The 24951-nt window shown below is 73.6% G+C and carries 24 protein-coding genes and 1 pseudogene; 13 read left to right on the top strand and 12 right to left on the bottom strand.

From position 1 onward, the window contains the following. Positions 1-6: 6 nt before the first annotated feature. The 3 genes from mmpB to R4Z62_RS21125 all read right to left on the bottom strand — a co-directional run bounded on the left by mmpB (position 7) and on the right by R4Z62_RS21125 (position 2045). Entirely contained in the window at positions 7-135 is a 129-nt protein-coding gene (mmpB, locus tag R4Z62_RS21115; protein WP_257784415.1) for a morphogenic membrane protein MmpB, read from the bottom strand. A gap of 90 nt (positions 136-225) precedes the next feature. Further along, on the bottom strand, positions 226-435 hold the full coding sequence (locus tag R4Z62_RS21120) for an acyl-CoA carboxylase epsilon subunit (RefSeq protein WP_018565070.1): 210 nt from the start codon (positions 433-435) through the stop codon (positions 226-228). 17 nt (positions 436-452) lie between these two features. After that, positions 453-2045: an acyl-CoA carboxylase subunit beta gene (locus R4Z62_RS21125; RefSeq protein WP_064534914.1), complete on the bottom strand. Its 1593-nt coding sequence runs from the start codon at positions 2043-2045 to the stop codon at positions 453-455. Between the two features lie 113 nt (positions 2046-2158). Between R4Z62_RS21125 and R4Z62_RS21130 the strand changes: the two genes are divergently transcribed. Next, positions 2159-3055, top strand: coding sequence for a biotin--[acetyl-CoA-carboxylase] ligase (locus R4Z62_RS21130; protein ID WP_385496792.1), 897 nt, complete (start codon positions 2159-2161; stop codon positions 3053-3055). A gap of 306 nt (positions 3056-3361) precedes the next feature. After that, complete coding sequence (locus tag R4Z62_RS21135) at positions 3362-4501, top strand: adenylate/guanylate cyclase domain-containing protein (RefSeq protein WP_018565073.1); 1140 nt, start codon at positions 3362-3364, stop codon at positions 4499-4501. Between the two features lie 123 nt (positions 4502-4624). Here the strand turns inward: R4Z62_RS21135 and R4Z62_RS21140 are convergent, their stop codons facing one another. Further along, positions 4625-5347: a hypothetical protein gene (locus R4Z62_RS21140; RefSeq protein ID WP_491520616.1), complete on the bottom strand. Its 723-nt coding sequence runs from the start codon at positions 5345-5347 to the stop codon at positions 4625-4627. A 244-nt stretch (positions 5348-5591) separates the two neighbouring features. On the opposite strand from R4Z62_RS21140, the gene R4Z62_RS21145 reads away from it, so the two are divergent. The 3 genes from R4Z62_RS21145 (at position 5592) to hutH (ending at position 9304) form a co-directional block, all read left to right on the top strand. Then, positions 5592-6386, top strand: a complete 795-nt coding sequence (locus R4Z62_RS21145) for an enoyl-CoA hydratase/isomerase family protein (RefSeq protein ID WP_385496787.1) — start codon at positions 5592-5594, stop codon at positions 6384-6386. Between the two features lie 103 nt (positions 6387-6489). Beyond that, on the top strand, positions 6490-7641 hold the full coding sequence (locus R4Z62_RS21150; RefSeq protein ID WP_064534917.1) for a GGDEF domain-containing protein: 1152 nt from the start codon (positions 6490-6492) through the stop codon (positions 7639-7641). Positions 7642-7765: 124 nt separating this feature from the next. Continuing rightward, positions 7766-9304, top strand: a complete 1539-nt coding sequence (gene hutH, locus R4Z62_RS21155) for a histidine ammonia-lyase (protein WP_385497600.1) — start codon at positions 7766-7768, stop codon at positions 9302-9304. A 543-nt stretch (positions 9305-9847) separates the two neighbouring features. On the opposite strand, the pseudogene R4Z62_RS21160 reads toward hutH, so the two are convergent. Beyond that, a pseudogene (locus R4Z62_RS21160) lies at positions 9848-10269 on the bottom strand (cell wall protein). 391 nt (positions 10270-10660) lie between these two features. On the opposite strand from R4Z62_RS21160, the gene R4Z62_RS21165 reads away from it, so the two are divergent. The 3 genes from R4Z62_RS21165 (at position 10661) to R4Z62_RS21175 (ending at position 14403) form a co-directional block, all read left to right on the top strand. After that, positions 10661-11923, top strand: coding sequence for a L,D-transpeptidase (locus tag R4Z62_RS21165; RefSeq protein WP_355483022.1), 1263 nt, complete (start codon positions 10661-10663; stop codon positions 11921-11923). A gap of 140 nt (positions 11924-12063) precedes the next feature. Continuing rightward, on the top strand, positions 12064-13542 hold the full coding sequence (locus R4Z62_RS21170) for an ABC transporter permease (RefSeq protein WP_382846975.1): 1479 nt from the start codon (positions 12064-12066) through the stop codon (positions 13540-13542). A 165-nt stretch (positions 13543-13707) separates the two neighbouring features. Next, the gene (locus R4Z62_RS21175) at positions 13708-14403 is read left to right on the top strand and encodes an ABC transporter ATP-binding protein (RefSeq protein WP_064534921.1); all 696 of its coding nucleotides are present in this window, start codon (positions 13708-13710) and stop codon (positions 14401-14403) included. 23 nt (positions 14404-14426) lie between these two features. Here the strand turns inward: R4Z62_RS21175 and R4Z62_RS21180 are convergent, their stop codons facing one another. Next, on the bottom strand, positions 14427-15362 hold the full coding sequence (locus R4Z62_RS21180) for a helix-turn-helix domain-containing protein (RefSeq protein ID WP_491520617.1): 936 nt from the start codon (positions 15360-15362) through the stop codon (positions 14427-14429). Between the two features lie 213 nt (positions 15363-15575). Between R4Z62_RS21180 and R4Z62_RS21185 the strand changes: the two genes are divergently transcribed. Beyond that, complete coding sequence (locus R4Z62_RS21185) at positions 15576-16616, top strand: NAD(P)-dependent alcohol dehydrogenase (protein WP_064534923.1); 1041 nt, start codon at positions 15576-15578, stop codon at positions 16614-16616. 171 nt (positions 16617-16787) lie between these two features. Here R4Z62_RS21185 and R4Z62_RS21190 read toward each other — a convergent pair whose 3' ends face one another. Then, positions 16788-17906 carry a hypothetical protein gene (locus R4Z62_RS21190; RefSeq protein WP_355483029.1) on the bottom strand — a complete coding sequence of 373 codons (1119 nt, stop codon included), beginning with the start codon at positions 17904-17906 and terminating at the stop codon, positions 16788-16790. Positions 17907-18033: 127 nt separating this feature from the next. Here R4Z62_RS21190 and R4Z62_RS21195 point away from each other — a divergent pair, with 127 nt between their 5' ends. Then, entirely contained in the window at positions 18034-19188 is a 1155-nt protein-coding gene (locus R4Z62_RS21195) for a cystathionine gamma-synthase (RefSeq protein ID WP_064534925.1), read from the top strand. 104 nt (positions 19189-19292) lie between these two features. On the opposite strand, the gene R4Z62_RS21200 is transcribed toward R4Z62_RS21195, so the two are convergent. From R4Z62_RS21200 to R4Z62_RS21210, 3 genes are all read right to left on the bottom strand, one after another. Then, complete coding sequence (locus R4Z62_RS21200; RefSeq protein ID WP_064534926.1) at positions 19293-19541, bottom strand: hypothetical protein; 249 nt, start codon at positions 19539-19541, stop codon at positions 19293-19295. 68 nt (positions 19542-19609) lie between these two features. Continuing rightward, on the bottom strand, positions 19610-20113 hold the full coding sequence (locus tag R4Z62_RS21205; protein ID WP_382846970.1) for a sigma factor-like helix-turn-helix DNA-binding protein: 504 nt from the start codon (positions 20111-20113) through the stop codon (positions 19610-19612). 226 nt (positions 20114-20339) lie between these two features. Then, complete coding sequence (locus R4Z62_RS21210) at positions 20340-20915, bottom strand: MarR family winged helix-turn-helix transcriptional regulator (RefSeq protein ID WP_491520618.1); 576 nt, start codon at positions 20913-20915, stop codon at positions 20340-20342. Positions 20916-21058: 143 nt separating this feature from the next. Here R4Z62_RS21210 and ilvA point away from each other — a divergent pair, with 143 nt between their 5' ends. Continuing rightward, positions 21059-22309 carry a threonine ammonia-lyase gene (gene ilvA / locus R4Z62_RS21215; protein ID WP_491520619.1) on the top strand — a complete coding sequence of 417 codons (1251 nt, stop codon included), beginning with the start codon at positions 21059-21061 and terminating at the stop codon, positions 22307-22309. A gap of 195 nt (positions 22310-22504) precedes the next feature. Here the strand turns inward: ilvA and greA are convergent, their stop codons facing one another. Further along, positions 22505-23005 carry a transcription elongation factor GreA gene (gene greA, locus R4Z62_RS21220; protein ID WP_018565089.1) on the bottom strand — a complete coding sequence of 167 codons (501 nt, stop codon included), beginning with the start codon at positions 23003-23005 and terminating at the stop codon, positions 22505-22507. A gap of 176 nt (positions 23006-23181) precedes the next feature. Further along, a complete protein-coding gene (locus R4Z62_RS21225; protein WP_491520620.1) occupies positions 23182-23580 on the bottom strand; it encodes a DUF4307 domain-containing protein in 399 nt (132 codons plus the stop codon). A 204-nt stretch (positions 23581-23784) separates the two neighbouring features. Between R4Z62_RS21225 and mca the strand changes: the two genes are divergently transcribed. Both mca and R4Z62_RS21235 read left to right on the top strand, forming a co-directional pair. Beyond that, complete coding sequence (gene mca, locus R4Z62_RS21230; RefSeq protein ID WP_079159049.1) at positions 23785-24657, top strand: mycothiol conjugate amidase Mca; 873 nt, start codon at positions 23785-23787, stop codon at positions 24655-24657. Positions 24658-24669: 12 nt separating this feature from the next. After that, positions 24670-24930: a hypothetical protein gene (locus R4Z62_RS21235; RefSeq protein WP_079159050.1), complete on the top strand. Its 261-nt coding sequence runs from the start codon at positions 24670-24672 to the stop codon at positions 24928-24930. The last annotated feature ends 21 nt before the right edge of the window (positions 24931-24951 follow it).

Below are 24951 nucleotides of genomic sequence, written 5' to 3' on the forward strand. Positions count from 1 at the left end.
GTCCGCTCATCTCAGCCCGATCGCGAACATCGCGAGCACCATGGCCAGCGCCATGAGGACACCGAGCCGCCGCAACATCGCCTGCATGTCGCGCAGTTCCTCGGGCGGCTCGTTGTCGGGGTCGGACCACAGCATCCCTCGATGGTCCGGCGGCGGGCGGGTCCGGCGCCTGAGTACGCGTACTCAAGTTGGCGGCCGGGCCCGCCGGGCGCCCCCCAGGGGTGCTCAGCCGGGCCAGTACGTGCGGGCCCAGGCGGCCGGGCCCGGCCGCGGGGTGCGGTGCGCGGCGATCCGGGACGGGTCGGACCAGGAGTCGCGGGGGCCGGGCGCGCCGGACGGCTCGGCGGTGGCCGCCGCGGCGCGCGCCCTGACCACCGCCAGTGCGGCGGCCAGCTCCTCGGGGGTCGGGTTGCCTCGTAGGACCTTGATCGTCATGTGGTCTCCCGGCGGGCTCAGAGGGGGATGTTGCCGTGCTTCTTGGGCGGCAGGGACTCCCGCTTGGTGCGCAGCTGGCGCAGGCCGCGCACCAGGTGGGCGCGGGTGTCGGAGGGCCTGATCACCGCGTCGACGTAGCCGCGTTCGGCGGCGGTGTAGGGGTTGAGCAGGGTGTCCTCGTACTCCTGGATCAGCCGGGCCCGGGTGGCGTCGGCGTCGTCGGCCGCCGCGATGGTGCGCCGGTGCAGGATGTTGACGGCGCCCTGGGCGCCCATGACGGCGATCTGCGCGGTGGGCCAGGCCAGGTTGAGGTCGGCGCCCAGGTGCTTGGAGCCCATCACGTCGTAGGCACCGCCGAACGCCTTGCGGGTGATGACGGTGATCAGCGGGACGGTGGCCTCGGCGTAGGCGAAGATCAGCTTGGCGCCGCGGCGGATGATGCCGTCGTGCTCCTGGCCGACGCCGGGCAGGAAGCCGGGGACGTCGACGAAGGTCAGCACCGGGATGTTGAACGCGTCGCAGGTGCGGACGAAGCGGGCGGCCTTCTCGCTGGCGTCGATGTCCAGGCAGCCGGCGAACTGCATCGGCTGGTTGGCGACGATGCCCACCGGGTGGCCCTCCACCCGGCCGTAGCCGGTGAGGATGTTGGGCGCGAACAGCGGCTGCGTCTCGAAGAACTCCCCGTCGTCCAGCACGTGCTCGATCACGGTGTGCATGTCGTACGGCTGGTTGGCGCTGTCCGGGACCAGGGTGTCCAGCTCCCGGTCCTCGTCGGTCAGCGCGAGATCGGCCTGCTCGGGGAAGACCGGCGGCTCGGAGAGGTTGTTGGACGGCAGGTACGACAGGAGCTGCTTGACGTACTCGACCGCGTCCTTCTCGTCGCCCGCCATGTGGTGGGCGACACCGGAGGCGGTGTTGTGGGTGCGGGCACCGCCCAGCTCCTCGAAGCCGACGTCCTCGCCGGTGACGGTCTTGATGACGTCCGGGCCGGTGATGAACATGTGCGAGGTCTGGTCGACCATGACCGTGAAGTCGGTGATCGCGGGCGAGTAGACCGCCCCGCCCGCGCACGGGCCGACGACCAGGCTGATCTGCGGGATGACACCGGAGGCGTGCGTGTTGCGGCGGAAGATCTCGCCGTACGCGCCCAGCGAGGCCACGCCCTCCTGGATGCGGGCGCCCCCGGAGTCGTTGATGCCGATGACCGGGCAGCCGGTCTTGAGCGCGAAGTCCATGACCTTGACGATCTTCTGGCCGTACACCTCGCCCAGCGCGCCGCCGAAGACCGTGAAGTCCTGCGAGAACACGGCGACGGGACGGCCGTCGACCGTGCCGTAGCCGGTGACCACGCCGTCCCCGTAGGGGCGGTTGGCGTCCAGGCCGAAGTTGCTGGAGCGGTGCCGGGCGAACTCGTCCAGCTCGACGAACGAGTCCTCGTCCAGGAGGAGTTCGATGCGCTCGCGGGCGGTCAGCTTGCCCTTGGCGTGCTGCTTCTCGACCGCGCGTTCCGAACCGGCGTGCGTCGCTTCCTCGATACGCCGCTGGAGATCCGCGAGTTTGCCCGCGGTCGTGTGGATGTCGATCTCTTGGCGCTCTTCCGGCTCGGACATCGGGATCGCGGCTCCCTGCCTGCTCAAAAACGGGGGGACGGTTACTCATCCGTAGAGTAATGGGGGCCCCTCCGTCCGGCAGTGCGGCGTTTCCCACACCTAGGGTGGGTTGCATGACGCCGCGAGATGCAGCAGACGACAGCCACGGCACGCCGGGCGACTCCGGGCGGTCCGGCCGCTGGTCCGACCTGGACCGCCCGCCCCTCAACGCGGCCGCGCTGCGGCGCGGTCTGGTGCGCGACGGCGGCCTGTGGACCCGCGTGGAGGTCGTGCAGCGCACCGGCTCCACCAACGCCGATCTGGTGGCCCGCGCCGCGGCGGGCGAGGCGGCCGAGGGCACCGTCCTGGTCGCCGAGGAGCAGACCGCGGCGCGGGGCCGGCTGGACCGCCGCTGGACGGCGCCCGCCCGCTCCGGACTCTTCTTCTCGGTGCTGCTGCGGCCCGGCGACGGCGTGCCGGTGGCCCGCTGGGGCTGGCTGCCGCTGCTCACCGGCGTGGCCGTCGCCACCGGCCTCTCCAGGGCCGCCGGGGTCGACACCGCCCTGAAGTGGCCCAACGACCTGCTGGTCACCGTGGACGGCGAGGAGCGCAAGGCCGGCGGCATCCTGGCGGAGGGCGCCGGCGACGGCGGTGTCGTCATCGGCGTCGGCATCAACGTCACCCTGCGCCAGGACGAACTGCCCGTGCCGCAGGCCGGCTCCCTGGCCCTGGCCGGGGCCGTGAGCACCGACCGCGATCCGCTGCTGCGTGCCGTGCTGCGCTCCCTGGAGGAGTGGTACGGCCGGTGGCGCGCCGCCGACGGCGACCCGGCGGCCGCGGGCCTCCAGGAGACCTACGCCGCCGGCTGCGCCACTCTGGGCCGCACCGTGCGCGCCGAACTCCCCGGGGACCGCTCCCTCGTCGGCGAGGCGGTCGCGGTCGACGGCGACGGCCGTCTCGTCCTCGCCACCCGGGACGGGGTGCAGCAGCCGGTGGGGGCGGGGGACATCGTGCATCTGCGGCCCGCGTGACCGTGCGTCCGCGCCCGGCGTAGGGCAGGGGCGGCGGAAGAGCCCCAGGGGGCCGTGCGCGGAGCGTGCGCCTCGCGCAGTGGGCATGCGTCCCGTGCGCCGGGGTGCTCCCGGAGACGCCCTCAGGGGTGCTTCCCGGGCCGGGCGCGGCGGGTGCGCGCGCCGGGGTCCGCGCGGGTGCGCGGACGGTGACGGCCCAGTTCAGGTCACCCTTCGGGGCGGGCTGGCGGAGTGAGCTGGGGCACATCTGCCGTAGAGTTGAGGCCGGTCGGTACCTGACCGTGGCAGATCGGAAGGGCAGCAGGCGTGACCGTCGACGACACGGGCTCGGGCGCGCAGGACGCGGACGGCCGGGGGGACCCCCACGCCGCCGACCCCGCCGATTCCGGCGAGGACCCGCTCGCGCTCCGTCTCGAACAGCTCATCCTGGGCGCGGAGCGCCGCTACACCCCCTTCCAGGCGGCCCGCAGCGCGGGCGTCTCCATGGAGCTGGCCTCCCGCTTCTGGCGGGCCATGGGCTTCGCCGACATCGGCCAGGCCAAGGCGCTCACCGAGGCCGACGTCCTGGCGCTGCGGCGGCTGGCCGGTCTGGTGGAGGCCGGGCTGCTCAGCGAGGCCATGGCCGTGCAGGTCGCCCGCTCCACCGGGCAGACCACCGCCCGGCTGGCCGAGTGGCAGATCGACTCCTTCCTGGAGGGCCTGACCGAGCCGCCCGAGCCGGGCATGACCCGCACCGAGGTCACCTATCCGATCGTCGAGCTGCTCCTGCCCGAGCTGGAGGAGTTCCTGGTCTACGTCTGGCGGCGGCAGCTCGCCGCCTCCGCCGGGCGGGTCGTGCAGGTCGCCGACGACGAGGAGATGGTGGACCGCCGTCTGGCCGTCGGCTTCGCCGACCTCGTCGGCTTCACCCGGCTGACCCGCCGGATGGAGGAGGAGGAGCTGGGCGAGCTGGTCGAGGCCTTCGAGACGACCGCCGCCGACCTGGTGGCCGCGCGCGGCGGGCGGCTGATCAAGACCCTCGGGGACGAGGTGCTGTACGCCGCCGACGACGCGGGCACCGCCGCCGACATCGCGCTGCGCCTGGTCGAGACCATGGAGAACGACGAGACCATGCCGGAGCTGCGGGTCGGGATGGCCTTCGGCACGGTGACCACCCGGATGGGCGATGTCTTCGGCACGACCGTCAACCTCGCCTCCCGGCTGACCTCCATAGCCCCGCGCGACGCCGTGCTCGTCGACAGCGCCTTCGCCGAGGAGCTGATCCGCACGGGCGACTCCCCGGCGTCCGAGGCGGCGGCGGCCGAGGCCGCGGCAGCGGCGGAGAAGGAGGGCGCGGAGCCCCCGGTGTACCGCTTCGCCCTCCAGCCGACCTGGCAGCGTCCGGTGCGCGGCCTCGGCGTGGTGGAACCGTGGCTGCTCACCCGGCGGGCCGACGCGCCGCAGTGACGGTGGCGGTGACGGGGCTGCGGCTGGGCGTGCCGGACGGGCGCGTGCGGGTGCGTTCGGTTGGTCGTGCGTTTCGGCTGGGTGTGCGTCTCAGCTGGGTGCGCGTCTCAGCAGGTGTGTGTTTCAGCGGAGCCCGACGCAGAGCTTGATGAGCGGCAGGCACAGGCGCCCGCCACCACCGCCGCCGGAGGGCGGGGCCGGGGGCGCGGATGTCGGTGTGGTCCTGGGGGACGGTGGGCGGGTCTGCTGCGCGGGGGCGGTCGGGTGGGCGGTCGGCCGCGCGGGCGCCTGAGGCGTACCGGCGGAGGCGGCCGGGCGGCCCGGAGCGCCCCCGGACGCGTGCGTGGTTCCGGGTGGGGGAGCCGGGGCGGCGGCCCCGGCCCCGGTCGTACCGGCAGGGGAAGCGGACGGCGCCGCTCCCGCTCCCGGGGCGGCCACGGTACCGATCCCGCCCATGGGGAGCGGCGCGGTGGGCAACACCGACGGCCCCGTCCGGCCCGGGGCGGCGGCCCCCGGGGACGCCGCGGTGGCGGCGCCGGTCGACCCGCCCCCCGGTCCGCCGCCCGGTCCGGTCTCCGCGCGCGGCGCCGCCTCCGCCGCCCCGGGACCGCCCGCCTGCGGCGAGGTCTGCGCGCTCTGCGGTGTCAGGCGTACGAGGCTCAGCACACCGGCGGCGAGGGCGAGGCCCCCGGCGGTGAGCAGCACCCGGCGGGGCCGGGGCCTGCGGTGCCGGCCCCGGACGCGCGGGAGGCGGAACGGCGCCCCGGGGCCGCCGACCGTGGCGCCTATGGCGCCCACGTCGTCCCGGGCACCCTGCCGACCCGTACCGGCCGTGTCCGTCGTCATCGCCGCACCCTCCCCGAACGCCCCGCGCCCCCGTCGCGCCTGGCGCGACGCACGTTATGCGCTGGCGCAGGCGGTTTCGCGGGGGTTGGGTGGGCTGTCACCCGAACGGGTGGCCGGGCCGCCCCGAGTCCGTACGAGTCCGCCCGAGTCCGTACGGGCCACCGGGCCGCCCCTTCCGTCGCGCGCGGGGCGGCTGAGATGATCGGGACCGGATGCTGTTAACCCGCGTTAACCGGAGGGTGTCATGAGCGAGGAGCGGTTCGGGGAGTTCGTGCTGGTGCGGCGGCACGACCAGGTGGCGGAGCTCGTCCTGGACCGGCCCCAGGCCATGAACGCCGTGTCCACGGACATGGCCCGGTCGATCGCCGGGGCGTGCGCGGCGCTCGCCGCCGACCCTCAGGCGCACGTGGTCGTCGTGACCTCCACGCACGAACGGGCGTTCTGCGTCGGCGCCGATCTGAAGGAGCGCAACTCCTTCAGCGACGCCGACCTCCGGCGGCAGCGGCCGGTCGCGCGCGGGGCGTACACCGGCGTACTGGAGCTGCCGATGCCGACCGTCGCCGCGGTGCACGGCTTCGCGCTCGGCGGCGGGTTCGAGCTGGCGCTCTCCTGCGATGTGATCGTCGCCGACCGCACGGCCGTGGTCGGGCTGCCCGAGGTGTCCGTGGGGGTGATCCCCGGCGGCGGCGGTACGCAGCTGCTGCCCCGGCGGGTCGGCGCGGCGCGGGCCGCGGAGCTGATCTTCACCGCCCGGCGGCTGGAGGCGGCCGAGGCGCACGGTCTGGGGCTGGTGGACGTGCTGGCGGACGAGGGCCGGGACCGTGCCGAGGCGCTGGAGCTGGCCGCCCGGATGGCGGCCAACTCCCCGGTCGGCCTGCGCGCCGCCAAGCGCGCGCTGCGGCTCGGCCAGGGGCTCGACCTGCGCGCGGGCCTGGAGGTCGAGGACGCGGCCTGGCGCACGGCGGCCTTCTCGGCGGACCGTGCCGAGGGCGTCGCGGCCTTCAACGAGAAGCGCGCCCCGCGCTGGCCGGGCGAGTGAGGGCGTCCGGCGGCCCGGCCTGACGCGCGGCCGGTCCCCGGCGGGTCCCCCGGGCGCCCCCACCGATGTCCCGGTCGGCGCGAAACATCCCTAGCCTGGGGTGATGGGCGAGAACAGGCGGCTGGCCGCCGTCGTGGCGTTGGCGCAGGGGATGGCCGCGGCGCACAGTCCGCGCGAGTCGTGGCGGGCGGCGGCGCTCGGGGCGTGCGGGGCGCTGGAGGGGAGCTTCGCCGCGCTCTCGGTGTGGGAGCGCGAGCGCGGGCGGCTGCGGGTGCTGGTGAACGTGGGGGAGCGCTCTCCCGGGGAGGAGGAGTTCCCGGAGGGCGAGGCGTACCCGGTGCACCAGTTCCCGGAGATCGCCGAGTTCCTGCACGAGCGGTGGGCGTCCGGCGGGGAGCCGGACGCCTGGGTGGAGACCGCCGAGGGGCCGGCCGAGGGGCAGCCCGGCTACTGCCACCAGCGGGTCGCCGCGCTGCGGAGGCGCGGGCGCGGCAGCTGCGTGGTCGCGCCGATCGTGCTGCACGGGCGGGCCTGGGGCGAGCTGTACGTCGCCCGCTCGGCCGGTGCCCCCTTCTTCGGGCGGCCCGACGCCGACTTCGCCACGGTCCTGGCCGCGGTGGTCGCGGCGGGCCTCGCGCAGACGGAGCGGCTGGAGGAGGCCCGCAGGCTGGCCTTCACGGACGCGCTCACCGGGCTCGCCAACCGCCGCGCGGTGGACGTACGGCTGGAGGAGGCGATCGAGCGGCACCGGGAGGACGGGGTCGTGGTGAGCCTGGCCGTCTGCGACCTCAACGGCCTCAAGCGGGTCAACGACACCCTCGGCCACGCCGTCGGCGACCGGCTGCTGGAACGGTTCGGCTCGGTGCTGTCGCTGTGCGGGGCGATGGTGCCGGGGGCGCTCGCGGCCCGGCTGGGCGGGGACGAGTTCTGCCTGCTGGCGGTCGGCCCCTCCGTCGACGAGGTGGTCAAGGCGGCCGACGAGCTGTGCCGCCGCGCGGCCGGGCTGGAGCTGGGGGAGGGCGTCGCCTGCGGGGTGGCGTCGACCGAGGACGCGGTCGGGCCGGTGCGCTCGGCCCGTCGGCTGTTCCGGCTCGCGGACGCCGCGCAGTACCGGGCGAAGGCGCTGCGCACGGACCATCCGGTGGTCGCCGGGCGGGAGGGCCCCGGGGACCCGGTGGTCCGGCTGGCCGACGAGCCCTCGCCCGCGCCCGAGGCACCGGTCGAACGGCGCAGCTTCCGGGGCCGCCGTCCGTGAGGCCCTGTCCCCGGGTGAGCCGGGTGAGCCGGGCGAGCCGCCGGGCCATCCGCTGGGTAAGGGGCACTCCCGGCACCCACTAGTGACACCGTCGCATTCACTGCGTACGCTCCTGAATATGGATATGCACACTGTGGTGGTGGGGACGTCCGGTGTCACCGCGTCCGACGTCCTCGCCGTGGCGCGCGCCGGCGCGCGGGTCGAACTCTCCGAGCAGGCGGTGGCGGCCCTCGCGGCGGCCCGCGAGGTCGTGGACGCGCTGGCCGCCAAGCCCGAGCCCGTCTACGGCGTCAGCACCGGTTTCGGCGCCCTGGCGACCCGGCACATCAGCCCCGAGCTGCGTGCCCGGCTCCAGCGCAACATCGTCCGCTCGCACGCCGCGGGCATGGGCCCGCGGGTCGAGCGCGAGGTCGTACGCGCCCTGGTGTTCCTGCGGCTGAAGACCGTCTGCTCGGGCCGCACCGGGGTGCGCCCCGAGGTCGCGCAGACCATGGCCGACGTCCTCAACGCGGGCATCACCCCGGTCGTGCACGAGTACGGCTCCCTCGGCTGCTCCGGCGACCTGGCCCCGCTCTCGCACTGCGCGCTCACGCTGATGGGCGAGGGCGACGCGGAGGGCCCGGACGGTACTGTGCGGCCCGCCGCCGAGCTGCTCGCCGAGCACGGCATCGCGCCCGTCGTACTGCGCGAGAAGGAGGGCCTCGCCCTCCTCAACGGCACCGACGGCATGCTCGGCATGCTGGTCATGGCCCTCGCCGACCTCGACACCCTCTACAAGTCCGCCGACATCACCGCCGCCCTCTCGCTGGAGGCGCTGCTCGGCACCGACAAGGTGCTCGCCCCCGAGCTGCACGCCATCCGCCCGCACCCGGGCCAGGGCGCCTCCGCCGCCAACATGCTCGCCGTGCTCAAGGGCTCCCAGCTCACCGGGCACCACCAGGACGACGCGCCGCGCGTCCAGGACGCCTACTCCGTGCGCTGCGCCCCGCAGGTCGCCGGCGCCGGCCGGGACACCCTGGCGCACGCCCGGCTCGTCGCCGAACGCGAACTCGCCGCGGCCGTCGACAACCCCGTCGTCCTGGCGGACGGCCGGGTGGAGTCCAACGGCAACTTCCACGGCGCCCCGGTCGCCTATGTACTGGACTTCCTCGCCATCGCCGCCGCCGACCTCGGCTCCATCGCCGAGCGCCGCACGGACCGGCTGCTGGACAAGAACCGCAGCCACGGCCTGCCGCCGTTCCTCGCCGACGACCCCGGCGTCGACTCCGGGCTCATGATCGCCCAGTACACCCAGGCCGCGCTGGTCAGCGAGATGAAGCGGCTGGCCGTGCCCGCCTCCGCCGACTCCATCCCGTCCTCCGCCATGCAGGAGGACCACGTCTCCATGGGCTGGTCGGCGGCGCGCAAGCTGCGCACGGCGGTGGGCAACCTGACCCGCATCATCGCGATCGAGCTGTACGCCGCCGCGCGCGCCGTCGAGCTGCGGGCGGGCCTGGAGCCGGCCCCGGCCAGCCGGGCGGTCATCGAGGCCGCGCGCGCCGCCGGGGTGGGCGGTCCCGGCCCGGACCGCTTCCTGGCGCCCGACCTGGCCGCCGCCGACGCCTTCGTGGCCCAGGGCGCGCTGGTCGCGGCGGCGGAGACGGTCACCGGCCCGCTGAACTGAGCCCTGCCTGCGCCGGACGGGACGGCGGGACGGGCGGCCGGGCCGCCGGGCCACCGGCAGGGGGCATGCCCGCCCGGCGTGGGGCAGGTGTCCGTGCGCGCCTGCCTGGCCGGGGAGGCGTCTGCGGCAGCCCGGCTGGGGGCGTCCGAGCCCGCCCGGTCGCCCCCGGGGGGCGTCCACGGGTCGCCCGGCCCGCCGGTCGGGGCCTCGGCGTGTGATCGGTGGGAAGAAGTCCGCGCTCGCCCGGCCCCGTCGTGGCGGGAGGGTCTCTGCCGTCCTGCCTGCCGGGAAAGGGGCTGCCGGTCCGCCTGGCCCGGACTGCGGGAAAGTGGTCCGCGCGGCGCGGTCTGCCGGGAAGGGGACTTGCGTCGCCCGCCGGCCGGGAGAGGCCCGTAGGCCGCCCGGTCCGCCGGGAAGAGGCGGCGTCACGCCCGCCCCGCCGGGGAAGTCATCCGCGCCGTCCGTCCCACCCGTGGGGCAGGACCGGCGCGGCCGACCCGCTCAGGACGGGTGGGGGCGCCGGAGCCGCCCCGCCAGGGGCCGTCAGAAGCCGAGGCGTTCCCGGCGTACCGAATACACCACGAAGCCGGCGCCCGCGGCGAGGAAGAGGGATCCGCCGATGACGTAGGGGGGTGGTGTCGATGCTTCCGGTGTCGGCGAGCTCCGTGCCGTCGGCCGGGAGGGATCCGGCGGAGGCCGCGGCGTCCCCGGCCCGTGCTGACGGCCCTCGGGTCCGCCGCCGTGTCCGCCGCCGAGGTGCGCACCGCCGTGGTCCGCATCCCGGTGCCGTCCGTCGGCGTACCCGCGGCCCGGCCCTGCCGGGTGGCCTGCGCGGTCGGTACCGCGTCGGCCACCGTTCTCGTCGGCGCGTCCCCGCTCGCGCTCGCGGAGGGGACGAACCACAGGGCGCCCAGCAGGGTGCCCGCGGCGGTGGCGGTCAGCAGCGTACGGCGAGCGGTTGACACGGAATATCGATCCCCTTGTGGCACTGGCGAATTGGCCGTGTGGGGCGATCGTAGTGAACGTCACGGGTCACGGGAAAGTCACGGGAGGTTTGAGATCCGGCCGGTCGTGACGGGCGTCGCGGACTGTCACTCTTTGTGCCGTTTCATCCGCTCCGGGTGTGCCGGAGCGGCCGGTGTGACGCGAGACACCGGAACGGCCCGTACCGGCGGGGGCGGCCGTCCGGCATGACGCCGTCCCGCCGGGGCAGGGACTTGGCGGGGCGGGCGGCGCCCGGTGCCGTGTAGACGTGGCGAGGCCCACACTCGGGCGCCCTGGGGAACGGGACGAAACGGTCGTAGCGTTGATGATTCGCGACGGGGGGAATCGGGGGTCCTGGGGATTACGGCAACGATGGAGAAGCGTGTGATGACGAACAGTAGGCGGCGTAGGGCCCTGATGGGCTCGTCCGCACTGCTCGGCGGTGTACTGGTGCTCACGGCCTGTTCCGGCAGCAGCAACGCGGCCGGCGGAGGCGACGGCGACCCCTCGCAGGCCAAGGCCGACAAGGCCGCGGCCCAGCAGACGTCGGAGGCCCAGATCAAGATCACTCCGGCGGACGGTTCCGCCGACGCCTCCATCAACAACTCGGCCGCGGTCACCGTGGCCAAGGGCACGCTGACGGACGTCACCATGACGACCGCCGACGGCAAGGCCGTCAAGGGCGAGATATCCGCCGACAAGGCGAGCTGGAAGCCCAGCGCCCCGCTGGCCCGCTCCACCACCTACAAGGTCGCCGCCACCGCCACGGACGCCAAGGGCCGCGCCGCCCACGAGAACGCCTCGTTCACCACGGTCGCCCCGGCGCACAGCTTCATCGGCACCTTCACGCCGGACAACGGCAGCACCGTCGGCGTGGGCATGCCGGTCTCGATCAACTTCGACAAGTCGATCACCGACAAGGCGGCCGTGCAGAAGCACATCACCGTCAGCTCCTCCAGCGGCCAGCAGGTCGTCGGCCACTGGTTCGGCGCCAACCGCCTCGACTTCCGCCCCGAGCAGTACTGGAAGGAAGGCTCCACCGTCACGCTCAAGCTCGACCTCGACGGCGTCCAGGGCGCGCAGGGCGTCTACGGCGTCCAGCAGAAGACGGTCACCTTCCACATCGGCCGCAACCAGGTCTCCTACGTCGACGCGAAGACCAAGCAGATGAAGGTCACGCGGAACGGAAAGACCGTCAAGACCATCCCGATCTCCGCCGGTTCGCCCGAGCACACCACCTACGAGGGCGCGATGGTGATCTCGGAGAAGTTCACCCAGACCCGGATGAACGGCGCGTCGGTCGGCTTCACGGACTCCGACGGCAAGGGCGAGTACGACATCAAGGACGTCCCGCACGCCATGCGCCTGACCACCTCCGGCACCTTCATCCACGGCGCCTACTGGAACGCGCCGTCCGTCTTCGGCAGCGCCAACACCAGCCACGGCTGCGTCGGCCTCCAGGACACGAAGGGCGCCAAGGACACCAAGACGCCCGCCGCGTGGTTCTACAACCACTCCCTGATCGGTGACGTCGTCGTGGTCCAGCACACCGGCGACAGGACCGTCTCCCCGGACAACGGCCTCAACGGCTGGAACATGACCTGGTCCAAGTGGAAGGCCGGCTCCGCCGCCTGACCCGCCCCGTACCGCGCACCGGCGCCGTTCCTTTGAAGGGGCGGCGCCGTTCGCTGTGCCGCGGCCGTCCGCCGGGCTTCTCATCCTTCTTTTATGACGGGCTTATCCCTTCATCACGGGACGTCCCTAGCTTGCGGCGCATGTTCTTCACCTACCTGAGGCGCGAGCTGCGCCGCCGCAGAAAGGCGGCCCTCGTCGTCGCCTCCGGTCTCGCGCTGGGGATCGCCCTGGTCATCGTGGTCACCTCCGTGTCCGACGGCATGAGCAAGGCCCAGGACAAGGTCCTCCAGTCGCTCTACGGGCTGGGCACGGACATGACCGTGACCAAGGCGGCCACGCCCGCCTCCGGCGAGTCCCAGCGCCCGCGCTTCAAGTTCGACGCGAAGGGCGACGGCGACAGCACCAGCCAGAGCAGCGACATGGTCCGGGCGCAGGGCTTCACCACCCTGCCCGCCGCCACGGTGACCCAGGTCGCCGGGCAGAAGGGCGTCTCCGCCGCCGTCGGCGGGCTCAGCCTCACTGTCGTCAAGGTCGACGGCCAGTTCACCCGCGGCCAGTTCCGGATGCGCGACGGTGCGAGCGGCGGGAGCGGCGAGGGCGGCCGGCGCGGCGCCCAGCCCACCCCGCAGGGCGAGGTCGAGGGCGGCGGCGCCGACTTCGACGTCAACCAGTACACGGTCTACGGCACCGACGTCACCCAGCCCGCGCTCGGCCCGCTGACCTCCTCGAAGATCACCGACGGCCGTACCTTCAAGACCACCGAGACCGACGCCGCGGTCGCCGTCGCCGACGCGGCCTACGCCAAGGAGAAGAAGCTCGCGGTCGGCTCCACGGTCACCGTCAAGAACGTGAAGTACCAGGTGATCGGCATCGCCACCGCCACCAGCGGCGACGCGGCGGCCAACCTCTACCTGCCGCTGAAGCAGGCGCAGACGCTCAGCGGCGACAAGGACAAGGTCACCACCGTCTACGTCAAGGCGGCCGGCTCCCAGCAGATCGACTCCGTCAAGAGCGCCATCCAGAAGAACGTCCCGGGGACCACGGTCACCACCTCCGCCGACCTCGCGAAGACCGTCTCCGGGTCCCTGTCCACCGCCTCCGACCTGGCCTCCAACGTCGGCACATGGCTGTCCGTCGCGGTGCTGATCGCCGCGTTCCTGGTCGCCGGGCTGCTGACCTCCTCGGCGGTCTCCCGCCGGGTGCGCGAGTTCGGCACGCTCAAGGCGCTGGGCTGGCGGTCCGGCCGGGTGACCCGGCAGGTGGTCGGCGAGGCCGTCGTCAACGGCCTGGTCGGCGGTGTCCTCGGCATCGCGCTCGGCCTGGCGGGCGCGTACGCCGTGACCGCGATCAGCCCGACGCTCCAGGCGCAGCTCGGCTCCTCCGGCGCGGGCTCCGGCGGCTTCGGGCGCGGTGGCTTCGGCGGGGGCGGGGGCGGCTTCGGCGGTCCCGGCCGGCAGACGGCGAAGTCCCTCGACGTCGCGCTCACCGCGCCGGTCGGCCTCACCACCATCGCCGTCGCGGTCGGCCTCGCGGTGGCCGGCGGGCTCATCGCGGGCGCGTTCGGCGGCTGGCGCGCCTCACGGCTGCGCCCGGCGGACGCCCTGCGCCGCGTCGAGTAACGCCCGCACGCCCGCGTACGAAGGGCCGCGCCCGCGTACGACGGAGACCCGCGCCCGCCTACGCAGGGGTCCCGCGCCCGCGTACGGAGGCGCCCGTGGTCTCCGTACGCCACCGGCGTCCGCCCCCCGCCACCCGTCCTCTCCAGGAGCCCAGGAGCCATCCACATGTACGAACTCAGCGGCGTCACCAAGCACTACACCCGGGGCAAGCAGACCGTCCACGCCCTCGACGGTGTCGACCTGACCATCGGCGACGGTGACCGGCTGGTCATCCAGGGGCCCACCGGCGGCGGCAAGTCGACCCTGCTCCAGATGCTCGGCGGACTGGACCGGCCGACCTCGGGCGAGGTCGTGCTCGACGGCACCGACCTGGCCGGACTCTCCGAGGCCCGGCTCACCCGGGTGCGCAGCGAGAACATCGGCTTCGTCTTCCAGTCCTTCAACCTGATCCCCACGCTGACCGCGCAGGAGAACGTGGAGACCGCCCTCGTCCCGCTCGGCGTCAAGGCCCGCGAACGCCGCGAACGCGCCGCCGAGGCGCTGACGTCGGTCGGCCTCGGCGAACGGCTCGGCCATCTGCCCGGCGAGATGTCCGGCGGCCAGCAGCAGCGCGTCGCCATCGCCCGCGCGCTGGTCAAGCGGCCCAAGGTGCTGCTCGCCGACGAACCCACCGGCAACCTGGACGAGTCGACCCGCGACGAGATCATGGGCGTGCTCGAAGGTCTGTGGAAGGAGCACGGGCTGACGTTCGTCATGGTCACCCACGACTCCACGATCGCGAAGAAGGCCCCGCGCCTGGCGACCCTGCGCAAGGGCCGCATCACCGTCAAGGAGAACACCGCGGGCCCGGTCACGGCCTGACCCGCACACGCCCCCCGACGCCGCTACGGCGTCGGGCTGCCGCTCCCCGTCCGTGTCGCGTCCGCGCCCCAGCTGGCCAGCAGGCGCAGCGACTCGACCGACGGGGAGTCCGGCTCGGGGTGGTAGACGGTCATGGTCAGCTCGCTGCTGTCGGCGACCTTGAACGACTCGTAGCGCAGGGCCAGTTCACCGACGAGCGGATGGCGCAGCAGCTTGACGCCGTGGCTCTTCTCCTTGACGTCGTGCGTGGCCCACAGGCGGCGGAAGTCCTCGCTCTTCACGGACAGCTCGCCGACCAGCGCCGACAGCCGCGGGTCGTCCGGATAGCAGCCGGCCTCCATGTGCAGCGAGAGCACGACGTCGATCGCCTTCTGCTCCCAGTCGACGTACAGGTCGCGGGTCTCCGGGTGCAGGAAGACCAGCCGGGCCCAGTTCCGCTCCGGCGCGGGCAGTTGGGACCAGTCGCCGAAGACGGCCGCCGCCATGCGGTTCCAGGCCAGCAGCTCCGAGCGCCGTCCGACGATGTACGCCGGGACGCCGTCCATCGTGTCCAGGAGCTGCCGCAGCGAGGGCCGCACCTGCTGGGCCGGCGCGCTCTGCCGCTTCTTGTGCTTGGGCTTGGCCAGATGGGTCAGATGGGCCTGCTCGGCGTCGGTCAGGCGCAGCGCGCGGGCGATGGAGTCCAGCACCTCGGCGGAGACATTGCGGCCGTTTCCCTGCTCCAGGCGCGTGTAGTACGCCACCGAGACCCCGGCGAGCTGGGCCAGCTCCTCGCGGCGCAGCCCGGGGACCCGGCGGTGGCGCCCGTAGTGCGGCAGCCCGACGTCCTCCGGCCGCAGCCGGGCGCGGCGGGTCCGCAGGAACTCGCTCAGCTCGGCCCGGCGCTCCAGACCGGCCCCGGCGTCCGCGCCGGCGCTCGGGCCGACTCCGGGGGCGGCGCTGTCCGGCTTGTCGTCCATACGTCCAGTATCACCGCTCCTACGCACCGCATTCTGCCCCCGCCAGTGGTAGGCACGCTGGTCGTAGGCAGAGGCGTGGCCTGGGTGAACGGCGCCCGAGCGGGCACTGTGGAGGGCGTGCCCGGCACGAAGGCAATGGCAGCACGAGGCAGCCGCGAGGCAGCACAGAAGGCAGCCGGGCACGGCAGGCAACCACCGAGGAGAACCCTCCGCATGACCACCGTCGCCGCATACGCCGCGCCCGCAGCGAAGGCACCGCTGGAGCGCACCACCATCGAACGCCGGGCAGTCGGCGAGTTCGATGTGCTGATCGACATCAAGTTCGCGGGCATCTGCCACTCGGACATCCACCAGGCCCGCGAGGGCTGGGGCGAGGCCGTCTTCCCGATGGTCCCCGGCCACGAGATCGCGGGGGTCGTCTCCGAGGTCGGCCCCGGCGTCACCCGCCACGCCGTCGGCGACCGGGTGGGCGTCGGCTGCATGGTCGACTCCTGCCGCACCTGCGAGAACTGCGCCGCGGGCCTGGAGCAGTACTGCACCAGCCGCCCCACCTGGACGTACAACGCCGTCGGCAAGGACGGGAAGCCCACCTACGGCGGCTACTCCCAGAAGATCGTGGTCGACGAGAACTACGTCGTCCGCATCCCCGACGGCCTGGCCCTGGACGTGGCCGCCCCGCTGCTGTGCGCCGGCATCACCACGTACTCCCCGCTGAAGCACTGGAACACCGGCCCCGGCAAGAAGGTCGCCGTGGTGGGCTTCGGCGGCCTGGGCCATGTCGGCGTCAAGCTGGCCCACGCGCTCGGCGCGGAGGTGACCGTCCTCTCGCAGTCCCTGCGCAAGCAGGACGACGGGCTGCGCCTGGGCGCCGACCACTACCACGCCACCAGCGACCCGGAGACGTTCGAGCGGCTCAAGGGCAGCTTCGACCTGATCCTCAACACGGTCTCGGCGCCGCTCGACTTCCCGGCCTTCCTGTCCCTGCTGCGCCTGGACGGCGCCATGGTGAACGTCGGCCTGCCCGAGGAGCCGGTGCAGATCCCCTACGGCGCCCTCTTCGGCAACCGCCGCAACCTCACCAGCTCCAACATCGGCGGTATCGCCGAGACCCAGGAGATGCTCGACTTCTGCGCCGCCCACGGCATCGGCGCCGAGATCGAACTGATCGACGCGTCCCGCGTCAACGAGGCGTACGAACGCGTCCAGTCCAGCGACGTCCGCTACCGCTTCGTGATCGACACCTCGACGATCTGACCCCGACCGGCCCCGGCCCTGGTCCCGGCACCCCGGTCCCGGCCCCACCGCCTCCGCCCGCACCGCGCGGGCGGGGGCGGTGGCGGTGGCGCGTCGCCTTCGGGCGGAGCGGGCCGTCTGCGCGCGGCCCCGACTCCGACCCCGACCGGTCGTCGAGTGCCCCCGGCCCGGTCACTGGGGCAGGGTCGCCGGGCTTCCGCCGTTCGCCTCGTAGCCGGCCACCGCGAGCGCGCGGTAGACGGCGAACTCGGCGGCGGGGTCCTCGGAGAGGATCCAGGGGAGGGCGCCGACATGGCCGTCGATGTGTATGAGCTGGTTCATGGCCTCGGCCCAGCGCTCGGAGCGGACCAGGAAGAAGACGAGCAGATGGCGCACGTGCGCGGCCATCGGGTCGCCGGGGCGGGCGGAGTGGAGGGCGTGCAGGGCGCCGTGGACCGCCTTGGTGACGACCTCGCTCTGGTAGAACCCGCGGACCAGGTTCACCTCCGGCAGGTGCTCGAAGACCGCGAAGAGCGGCATGGCGGCCAGCAGCGAGCCCCGCGGGGCGCGCGCCGCGGCGGCCTCGGCGAACTCCATGGCCAGCTCCCGCGAGCCCTGCCACTTCTCGCACCAGTAGTGCAACGCCGCCAGATGGGCGCCCATGTGGGTGGGGGCGCGGTCCAGGATCTTCAGCCAGAGCTGCTCGAACTCCGACCGGGAGTAGGCCAGGCCGCGCGCCACCGACAGCTCGGTGACGTACGGCACGGGGTCGCCGGGGGCCAGCAGCGCGGCCCGGCCGCAGGACTCCCTGGCCTCCTCCATGATGATCCGGAACTCGTCCGTCCCCGGCGTCGACGTCCGCCACGCCTGCTGCACCAGGAACTCGGCGTGCACCGCGGCGCCGCCCGCGTCCTTGGGCGCCTCGGCCCGCCACACCCGCAGCCACTGGCCGCCGGGCGTCTCGCTGACCCCGCCCGGACGCTGCTGCAGCTCCAGCGAGGCGGCACCGGCGAACGCCTGCACGCGCTGCCAGCGCAGCTCGCCCGCCGCCTCGGTGCCCGCCAGCAGCTGGGCCGCGGCGCGGTAGTCCTGGGTGCGCTGCACCAGGTCCAGCACGTCCAGCAGGTCCTGGTCGGGGCCGGGCATGCGGACGTCCAGCTCCTCCTGGCGCACGAACCCGTAGTCCGCCGGGTCCGCGGCGTCCGGGTGTCCCGGCGGGACCTGCTCGATGCCGCCGCGCCTGCGCCTGAGGAAGGGGAGCAGCACGAAGCTCAGCAGGACCACTGCTGTCAGGACCCAGAGAATCTCCATGCCTCAAGCGAACCAGACCGCGCCGACAATTGGCCAACCTGCGCCCCGGCCTGTGGAAAACCCCGGCCGCACCGCCGCCGCGCCCGGTGTCCCGCGCCGGTGCCCCGGGAGCACTACGCTCGGGCCCATGAGCGACGAGCACATCAGTCAGCACTTCGAGACCCTCGCGATCCACGCGGGCAACACCGCCGATCCCCTCACCGGCGCGGTCGTCCCGCCGATCTACCAGGTCTCGACCTACAAGCAGGACGGCGTGGGCGGTCTGCGCGGCGGCTACGAGTACAGCCGCAGCGCCAACCCCACCAGGACCGCCCTGGAGGAGAACCTCGCCGCCCTGGAGGGCGGCCGCCGGGGCCTCGCGTTCGCGTCCGGGCTGGCGGCCGAGGACTGCCTGCTGCGCACGCTGCTCGCCCCGGGCGATCACGTCGTGATCCCGAACGACGCCTACGGCGGCACGTTCCGCCTGTTCGCCAAGGTCGTCTCCCGCTGGGGCGTGGAGTGGTCGGTCGCCGACACCAGCGACCCGGCCGCCGTACGGGCCGCCCTCACCCCGCGGACCAAGGCCGTGTGGGTGGAGACGCCCTCCAACCCGCTGCTCGGCATCACCGACATCGCTGCCGTCGCCCAGGTCGCCCGGGACGCCGGAGCGAAGCTGGTCGTGGACAACACCTTCGCCACCCCCTACCTCCAGCAGCCGCTGGCGCTCGGCGCCGACGTGGTCGTGCACTCGCTGACCAAGTACATGGGCGGCCACTCGGACGTCGTCGGCGGCGCGCTGATCGTGAGCGACACCGCGCTCGGGGACGAGCTGGCGTACCACCAGAACGCCATGGGCGCGGTCGCCGGGCCCTTCGACTCCTGGCTGGTGCTGCGCGGCACCAAGACGCTCGCGGTGCGCATGGACCGGCACAGCGAGAACGCCGGGAAGGTCGCCGACATGCTGTCCCGGCACCCGCGGGTGACGCGGGTCCTGTACCCGGGGCTGCCCGACCACCCGGGCCACGAGGTCGCCGCCAAGCAGATGAAGGCGTTCGGCGGCATGGTCTCCTTCCGCGTCGAGGGCGGCGAGGAGGCGGCCGTGGCGGTCTGCGACCGGGCGAAGGTGTTCACGCTCGGCGAGTCGCTGGGCGGTGTCGAGTCCCTGATCGAGCACCCGGGGCGCATGACCCACGCCTCCGCGGCGGGCTCCGCCCTGGAGGTCCCGGCCGACCTGGTCCGGCTCTCCGTGGGCATCGAGAACGTCGACGACCTGCTGGAGGACCTCCAGCAGGCCCTCGGCTAGCCGGTACGAGCCGCTGGTGGGGCGCCCGCCCGGTGCCCCACCGGCGGGCCCTCGGCGCCCCACCGGCCGGTGGCCGGCGCCCCCACCGGCCGGTGGCCGGTGCCTCACCAGCCGGTCACGGGCGGGGTCGTCTGCGAGGGCGGCTGAGCCCAGGGGCGTACCGTCAGCGCCCACACGGTGAACGCCACCACCGCGGCGCACAGCAGCAGCCACAGGGCGCGCCGGGCCACCGTCCGGCGGCGCAGCATGCGCCCGCCGCGGCGCACGGCGTCCTCGTACAGCCCGGCGGGCACCTGCGGCGGTGTCTGCTCCAGGAGCCGCCGTACGGCCGCCTCACGTTCCGCTCTGTTCACATCCGCCCCCGTCGTTCCCTCTGCGCCTGCGCTCCCCGTCCCCGCGTCCGGCCGTGCGTGCCCAGCGGCTACGAGGGTGCCGCCCTGCGACCGCTCGCGGCCGGGACGGGACGGGCGGGCGCGCGAGTGAGGGCGGCGATGGCCCGGTCGCCGATGACGCGGACACGTTCGGAGGGCAGACCGAGCAGCGCGGCGGCCTGCTCCTCGGCGACGCCCTCGTACAGCCGGAGGACGACGACCAGACGCTCCTGCGGGGTGAGCACGGCCAGGGTGCCGGGCGGCTCCGGGCGGCCGCGGCCCCGCACCCCGTGCTGGTGCCACGCCTCGCGGGCGAACCGCGCGGCCAGCGCCTGCCGGGCCCGCTCGTAGGGGTCCTCGCCGCGCAGCCGGTCCCAGCACGCGTACGTGTGCGCGAGGGCCAGGGTCAGCAGACGCCGCGCGCGCGGGTTGTCGTCCGGGGCCTCCGCGGTGAGCAGGGTGGCGGTGTGCAGCAGCCGTCCGGCCGCGCCCGCGACGAACGCCTCGAAGTCCCGCGCCCGGCGTACGCCGTTCGACACCTGCCGCTCTCGCACCACGCCTCCTGCCAGGCGATCCGGAAGACGGGGATCCGGCCGGGCACGCGCCACGAGAAGCGGTGCGGCCGGAGCCCCGGGTCTCATACCAGGCCAGCGGCGGGCCGCCGGTCAAGAGCCGCGCAGGAGGCGGCCCGGGGGGAGAGAGAAGGGGGAGGCAGCCCCGGCCGGGCGGCGCGGCGGCGGAACGGCCGGGAAGGCGGGCGAACGGCCAGGGGCCAGGGGGTCAGGAGGCCGGACAGCCCGGGGAGCCCGGGGAGCCCGGGGAGTCCGGGGAGTCCGGAGCGCCCGGCTCGCGCCCCGCCGCACCGCCCTGCGGCGCCTGGCGGGCGGACAGCGCGCCGTTGAAGCGGGTCAGCAGCGAGCAGAAGGCGGCCCGCTCCTGCGGGGTCCAGTCCTCGGTCAGCTCGGCCATCAGCCGGCGCCGCGAGGTGCGGACCTCCTCCAGCCGGGCCAGGCCGCGCGGGGAGAGCTGGAGCACCACGGCCCGCCCGTCCTCGGGGTGGGAGGTGCGCTTGACGAGCCCGGTGTCCACGAGCGGCGCCACCTGCCGGGTGACGGTGGAGGAGTCGATGCCCATGCTCCCGGCGAGCGCCTTGACACCCATCGGGCCCTCCTTGTCGAGCCGGTTGAGCAGCAGGTACGCGGCTCGGTCCATGGAGTTGCGCACCTGGCCGACCCCGCCGAGCCGGGTCTGTTCCGCGCGGCGGGCGAACAGCGCGACCTCGTGCTGGAGGGTTTCGAGGAGACCGGTGTCACCGACGGTCGTCATGTCCATCGACATTTCAGGTGTAGTGGGCATGGCCGGAGGCTCACTTCTGACGGGCTGCTGGGTTGGGGGACAGGGTACGCGGCCGGGAGGCGGCCCGTACCGGCGCTGCGCAAACCGGTCTCGCGGTTCGGTCGCACCAGCGCGCCGCGACCGTGAGCTGCGAGACTCGAAACATGAGTTACGGCACGGCTGCGTCCTTCCCGTCCTTCCCGTCCGTCACGCTGGACGACGTGCGGGGCGCGCAGAAGATGCTCTCGGGCGTGGCGCGGGTGACCGCCCTGGAGAGCAACCGGCACCTGTCGGAGCTGGCGGGCGCGCCGGTGCTCCTCAAGTGCGAGAACCTCCAGCGCACGGGCTCCTTCAAGCTGCGCGGCGCCTACGTCCAGATCGCCGGGCTGCTGCCGGAGGAGCGCGCCGCGGGCGTGGTCGCCGCGAGCGCGGGCAACCACGCGCAGGGTGTCGCGCTGGCGTCGGCGCTGCTCGGGGTGCACGCCACGGTGTTCATGCCGGTCGGGGCCCCGCTGCCGAAGGTCAGCGCGACCCGCGGGTACGGCGCAGAGGTGCGGCTGCACGGCCAGGTGGTCGACGAGACGCTGGCCGCCGCGCAGGAGTACGCCGCCGAGACCGGCGCGGTCTTCATCCACCCCTTCGACCACCCGGACGTGATCGCGGGCCAGGGCACGGTCGGACTGGAGATCCTGGAGCAGTGCCCGCGGGTGCGCACGATCGTCGTGGGCATCGGCGGCGGCGGGCTCGCGGCCGGGATCGCGGTGGCGGTCAAGACGCTCCACCCCGAGGTGCGGATCATCGGGGTGCAGGCGGCGGGCTCGGCGGCGTACCCGCCCTCGCTGGCGGCCGGGCGACCGGTGGCGATCGGGAACCCGACGACGATGGCCGACGGCATCCGGGTCGGCCGCCCCGGCGACGTGCCGTTCGAGATCGTGTCCGAACTGGTGGACGAGGTGCGCACGGTCGGCGAGGACCAGCTGTCCGCCGCGCTGCTGCTCTGCCTGGAGCGGGCCAAGCTGGTGGTGGAACCGGCCGGTGCCAGCCCGGTCGCGGCGCTGCTGGGCGGGGAGCGGGGCGCCGGGGCGGCCCTGGAGGGCCCGGTGGTGGCCGTGCTCTCCGGAGGGAACGTCGATCCGGTGCTGCTCCAGCGGGTCCTGCGGCACGGGATGGCGGCGCAGGGCCGCTACCTGGCCGTACGGCTGCGGCTGACGGACCGGCCGGGGGCGCTGGCCACCCTGCTGGGCGTGCTGTCGGCGACGGACGCCAACGTCCTCGACGTGAGCCACGTACGGACCGATCCGCGGCTGGGGCTCACGGAGGCCGAGGTGGAACTGCACCTGGAGACGAAGGGGCCCGCGCACTGCGCCGAGGTCCGCGAGGCGCTGCGCGAGGCCGGATACACGGTCATCGCCTGACCTGAGCGCCGGGCACACGGTCATCGCCTGATCTGAGCGCCGGGCAGGCACACGGTCATCGCCCGAGCACCGGCGCACGCCGGCGCTCAGGCGGCGCCCCGCCGCGCCACGGCGAAGCCCCCCGTGCTCCAGGAAGGAGCCCGAGGGGCTTCGGCCGGCCGTCCGTGCGGCGGGTCGGCCCGCCGGTCCGCGGACTCAGCCGTTGTACGGCTCCGCCTTGAGGATCGTCACCGAGGCCTTCTTGCCGTTCGGCAGCTCGTACTCCGCTTCCTCGCCGACCTTGTGGCCGAGCACTCCGGAGCCCAGCGGTGACTGGGGGGAGTAGGTCTCGATGTCGGCGCTCGCGTACTCACGGGAGGCCAGCAGGAAGGTGAGCGTGTCGTCCTCGTCGCCGTCGAAGGCGATCGTGACGACCATGCCGGGCGCGACCGCACCGTCCGCGGAGGCCGGAGCCTCGCCGACCTGGGCGTTCTCCAGGAGCTGGGTCAGCTGGCGCACGCGGAGCTCCTGCTTGCCCTGCTCCTCCTTGGCCGCGTGGTACCCACCGTTCTCGCGCAGGTCCCCCTCCTCGCGCGCGGCCGCGATCTTGGCGGCGATCTCGGTGCGCGCAGGACCAGTAAGGTACTCAAGCTCGTCCTTGAGCTTGTTGTACGCCTCCTGGGTCAGCCAGGTGACGTTCTCGCTGGTCTGGGTCACAGGTGCTCCTCGTCGGTACTGGGAATACAAAGCATCGCCCTACCCAGAAGAATGGTCCCTCATGGATGGGCGAAACCACGAGCCTAACAATTCAGCGGCGAAAGGGGGAGGACATAAGGCATCTAAATCACGTCAATGCAGGTCAGGGCCTACGTATTCCGGATGACGCCCCGGTGTCAGCCGGCGTGGCAGCCCAGCAGCTCGCCGGTCGTGCCCCGGGACGTGGTACGCAGCGTCAGCACCTGGTCGATCTGCTTGGCGTCCTGGTCGAAGTGGAAGTCGGCCCGGCCCACCTCGGTGCCGTCGGCCGCCTGCGAGCGCAGCGTGCAGTAGCCGCGCGCCCCGGCGTCCTTGTGGACCTCCAGATGGATGCGCACCGCGTCGTTGGACGCCTGGAAGGAGACGACCTGCGCGCTGATCTTGTTCTCGCCGACGTAGTGGTAGGCGAAGTAGACGACCAGGGCGAGCAGCAGGGCGCCCAGCACGGCACCGGCGATCTTGAGCTTGTGGTCGGCGCGCTCGTCCGCGGAGCGGCCGTAGCGGCCCTCGGGGAGCCGGGTGCTCGCCGTACTCATGATCGTCCTCTCGGCAGGGGCGGGACGGCCGTCCCGCGCGGGGACTCCGGAGCCGCACCCCGGAATTATTCGTCCTCCGATTCGGTCACTATAGAAGCCCCGGCCCGCCGCTCGACCCGCCACCCCGGCACGACGACCCACCCGGGGCGGCACCTGTGGAACGCCCGGTGCACCGGGCACCGACTTGACCTTGAGGATTGAGCCTTGACTGACCAGCTGCGACTGATGGCCGTGCACGCGCACCCCGACGACGAGTCGAGCAAGGGCGCGGCCACCATGGCGAAGTACGTGTCCGAGGGGGTGGACGTGCTGGTGGTGACCTGCACGGGCGGAGAGCGCGGCTCCATCCTCAACCCGAAGCTCCAGGGCGACGCGTACATCGAGGAGAACATCCACGAAGTGCGCAAGAAGGAGATGGACGAGGCCCGGGAGATCCTCGGCGTCGCGCAGGACTGGCTCGGCTTCGTCGACTCGGGCCTGCCCGAGGGCGACCCGCTGCCGCCGCTGCCCGAGGGCTGCTTCGCCCTGGAGGACGTCGACAGGGCGGCCGGTGAGCTGGTGCGCCGCATCCGCTCCTTCCGCCCGCAGGTGATCACCACCTACGACGAGAACGGCGGCTACCCGCACCCCGACCACATCATGACCCACAAGATCACGATGGTGGCGTTCGAGGGCGCGGCGGACACGGGCAAGTACCCGGAGGAGGAGTACGGCCCGGCGTACCGGCCGGTCAAGCTGTACTACAACCAGGGCTTCAACCGCGCCCGCACCGAGGCCCTGCACAAGGCGCTGCTCGACCGGGGCCTGGAGTCGCCCTACGGCGAGTGGCTGGAGCGCTGGGAGAAGTCCGGCCACAAGGACCGCACCCTGACCACGCACGTGCCCTGCGCGGACTTCTTCGAGATCCGCGACAAGGCGCTGATCGCGCACGCCACGCAGATCGATCCGGACGGCGGCTGGTTCCGGGTGCCGATGGACGTCCAGAAGGAGGTCTGGCCGACCGAGGAGTACGAGCTGGCGAAGTCGCTCGTGGACACCTCCCTCCCCGAGGACGACCTCTTTGCGGGTGTCCGGTAGCCCTGAGGGAGAATGCCTGACATGAGCGCAAGCGCGAGCCTGGCAACGACGCATCTGGTCACCCTGGCCGAGTTCGACAAGAACAAGGTCACCCCCGGCGTCCTCGGTTTCATCGTCTTCGCGGTGATGGCCCTGGCGGTGTGGTTCCTGATGAAGTCCATGAACCGCCACATGGGCAAGGTCGACTTCAAGGAGACCCCGGAGACGGACGGGAGCACCGCCGGTGGTCCGGGCGCCCCGGGCACCGGCCGGGCGCACCCCTCCAAGAGCTGACCCGGCCGAGGGGACAGGCCG

The sequence above is a fragment of the Streptomyces sp. PL-25 genome (assembly GCF_058344915.1).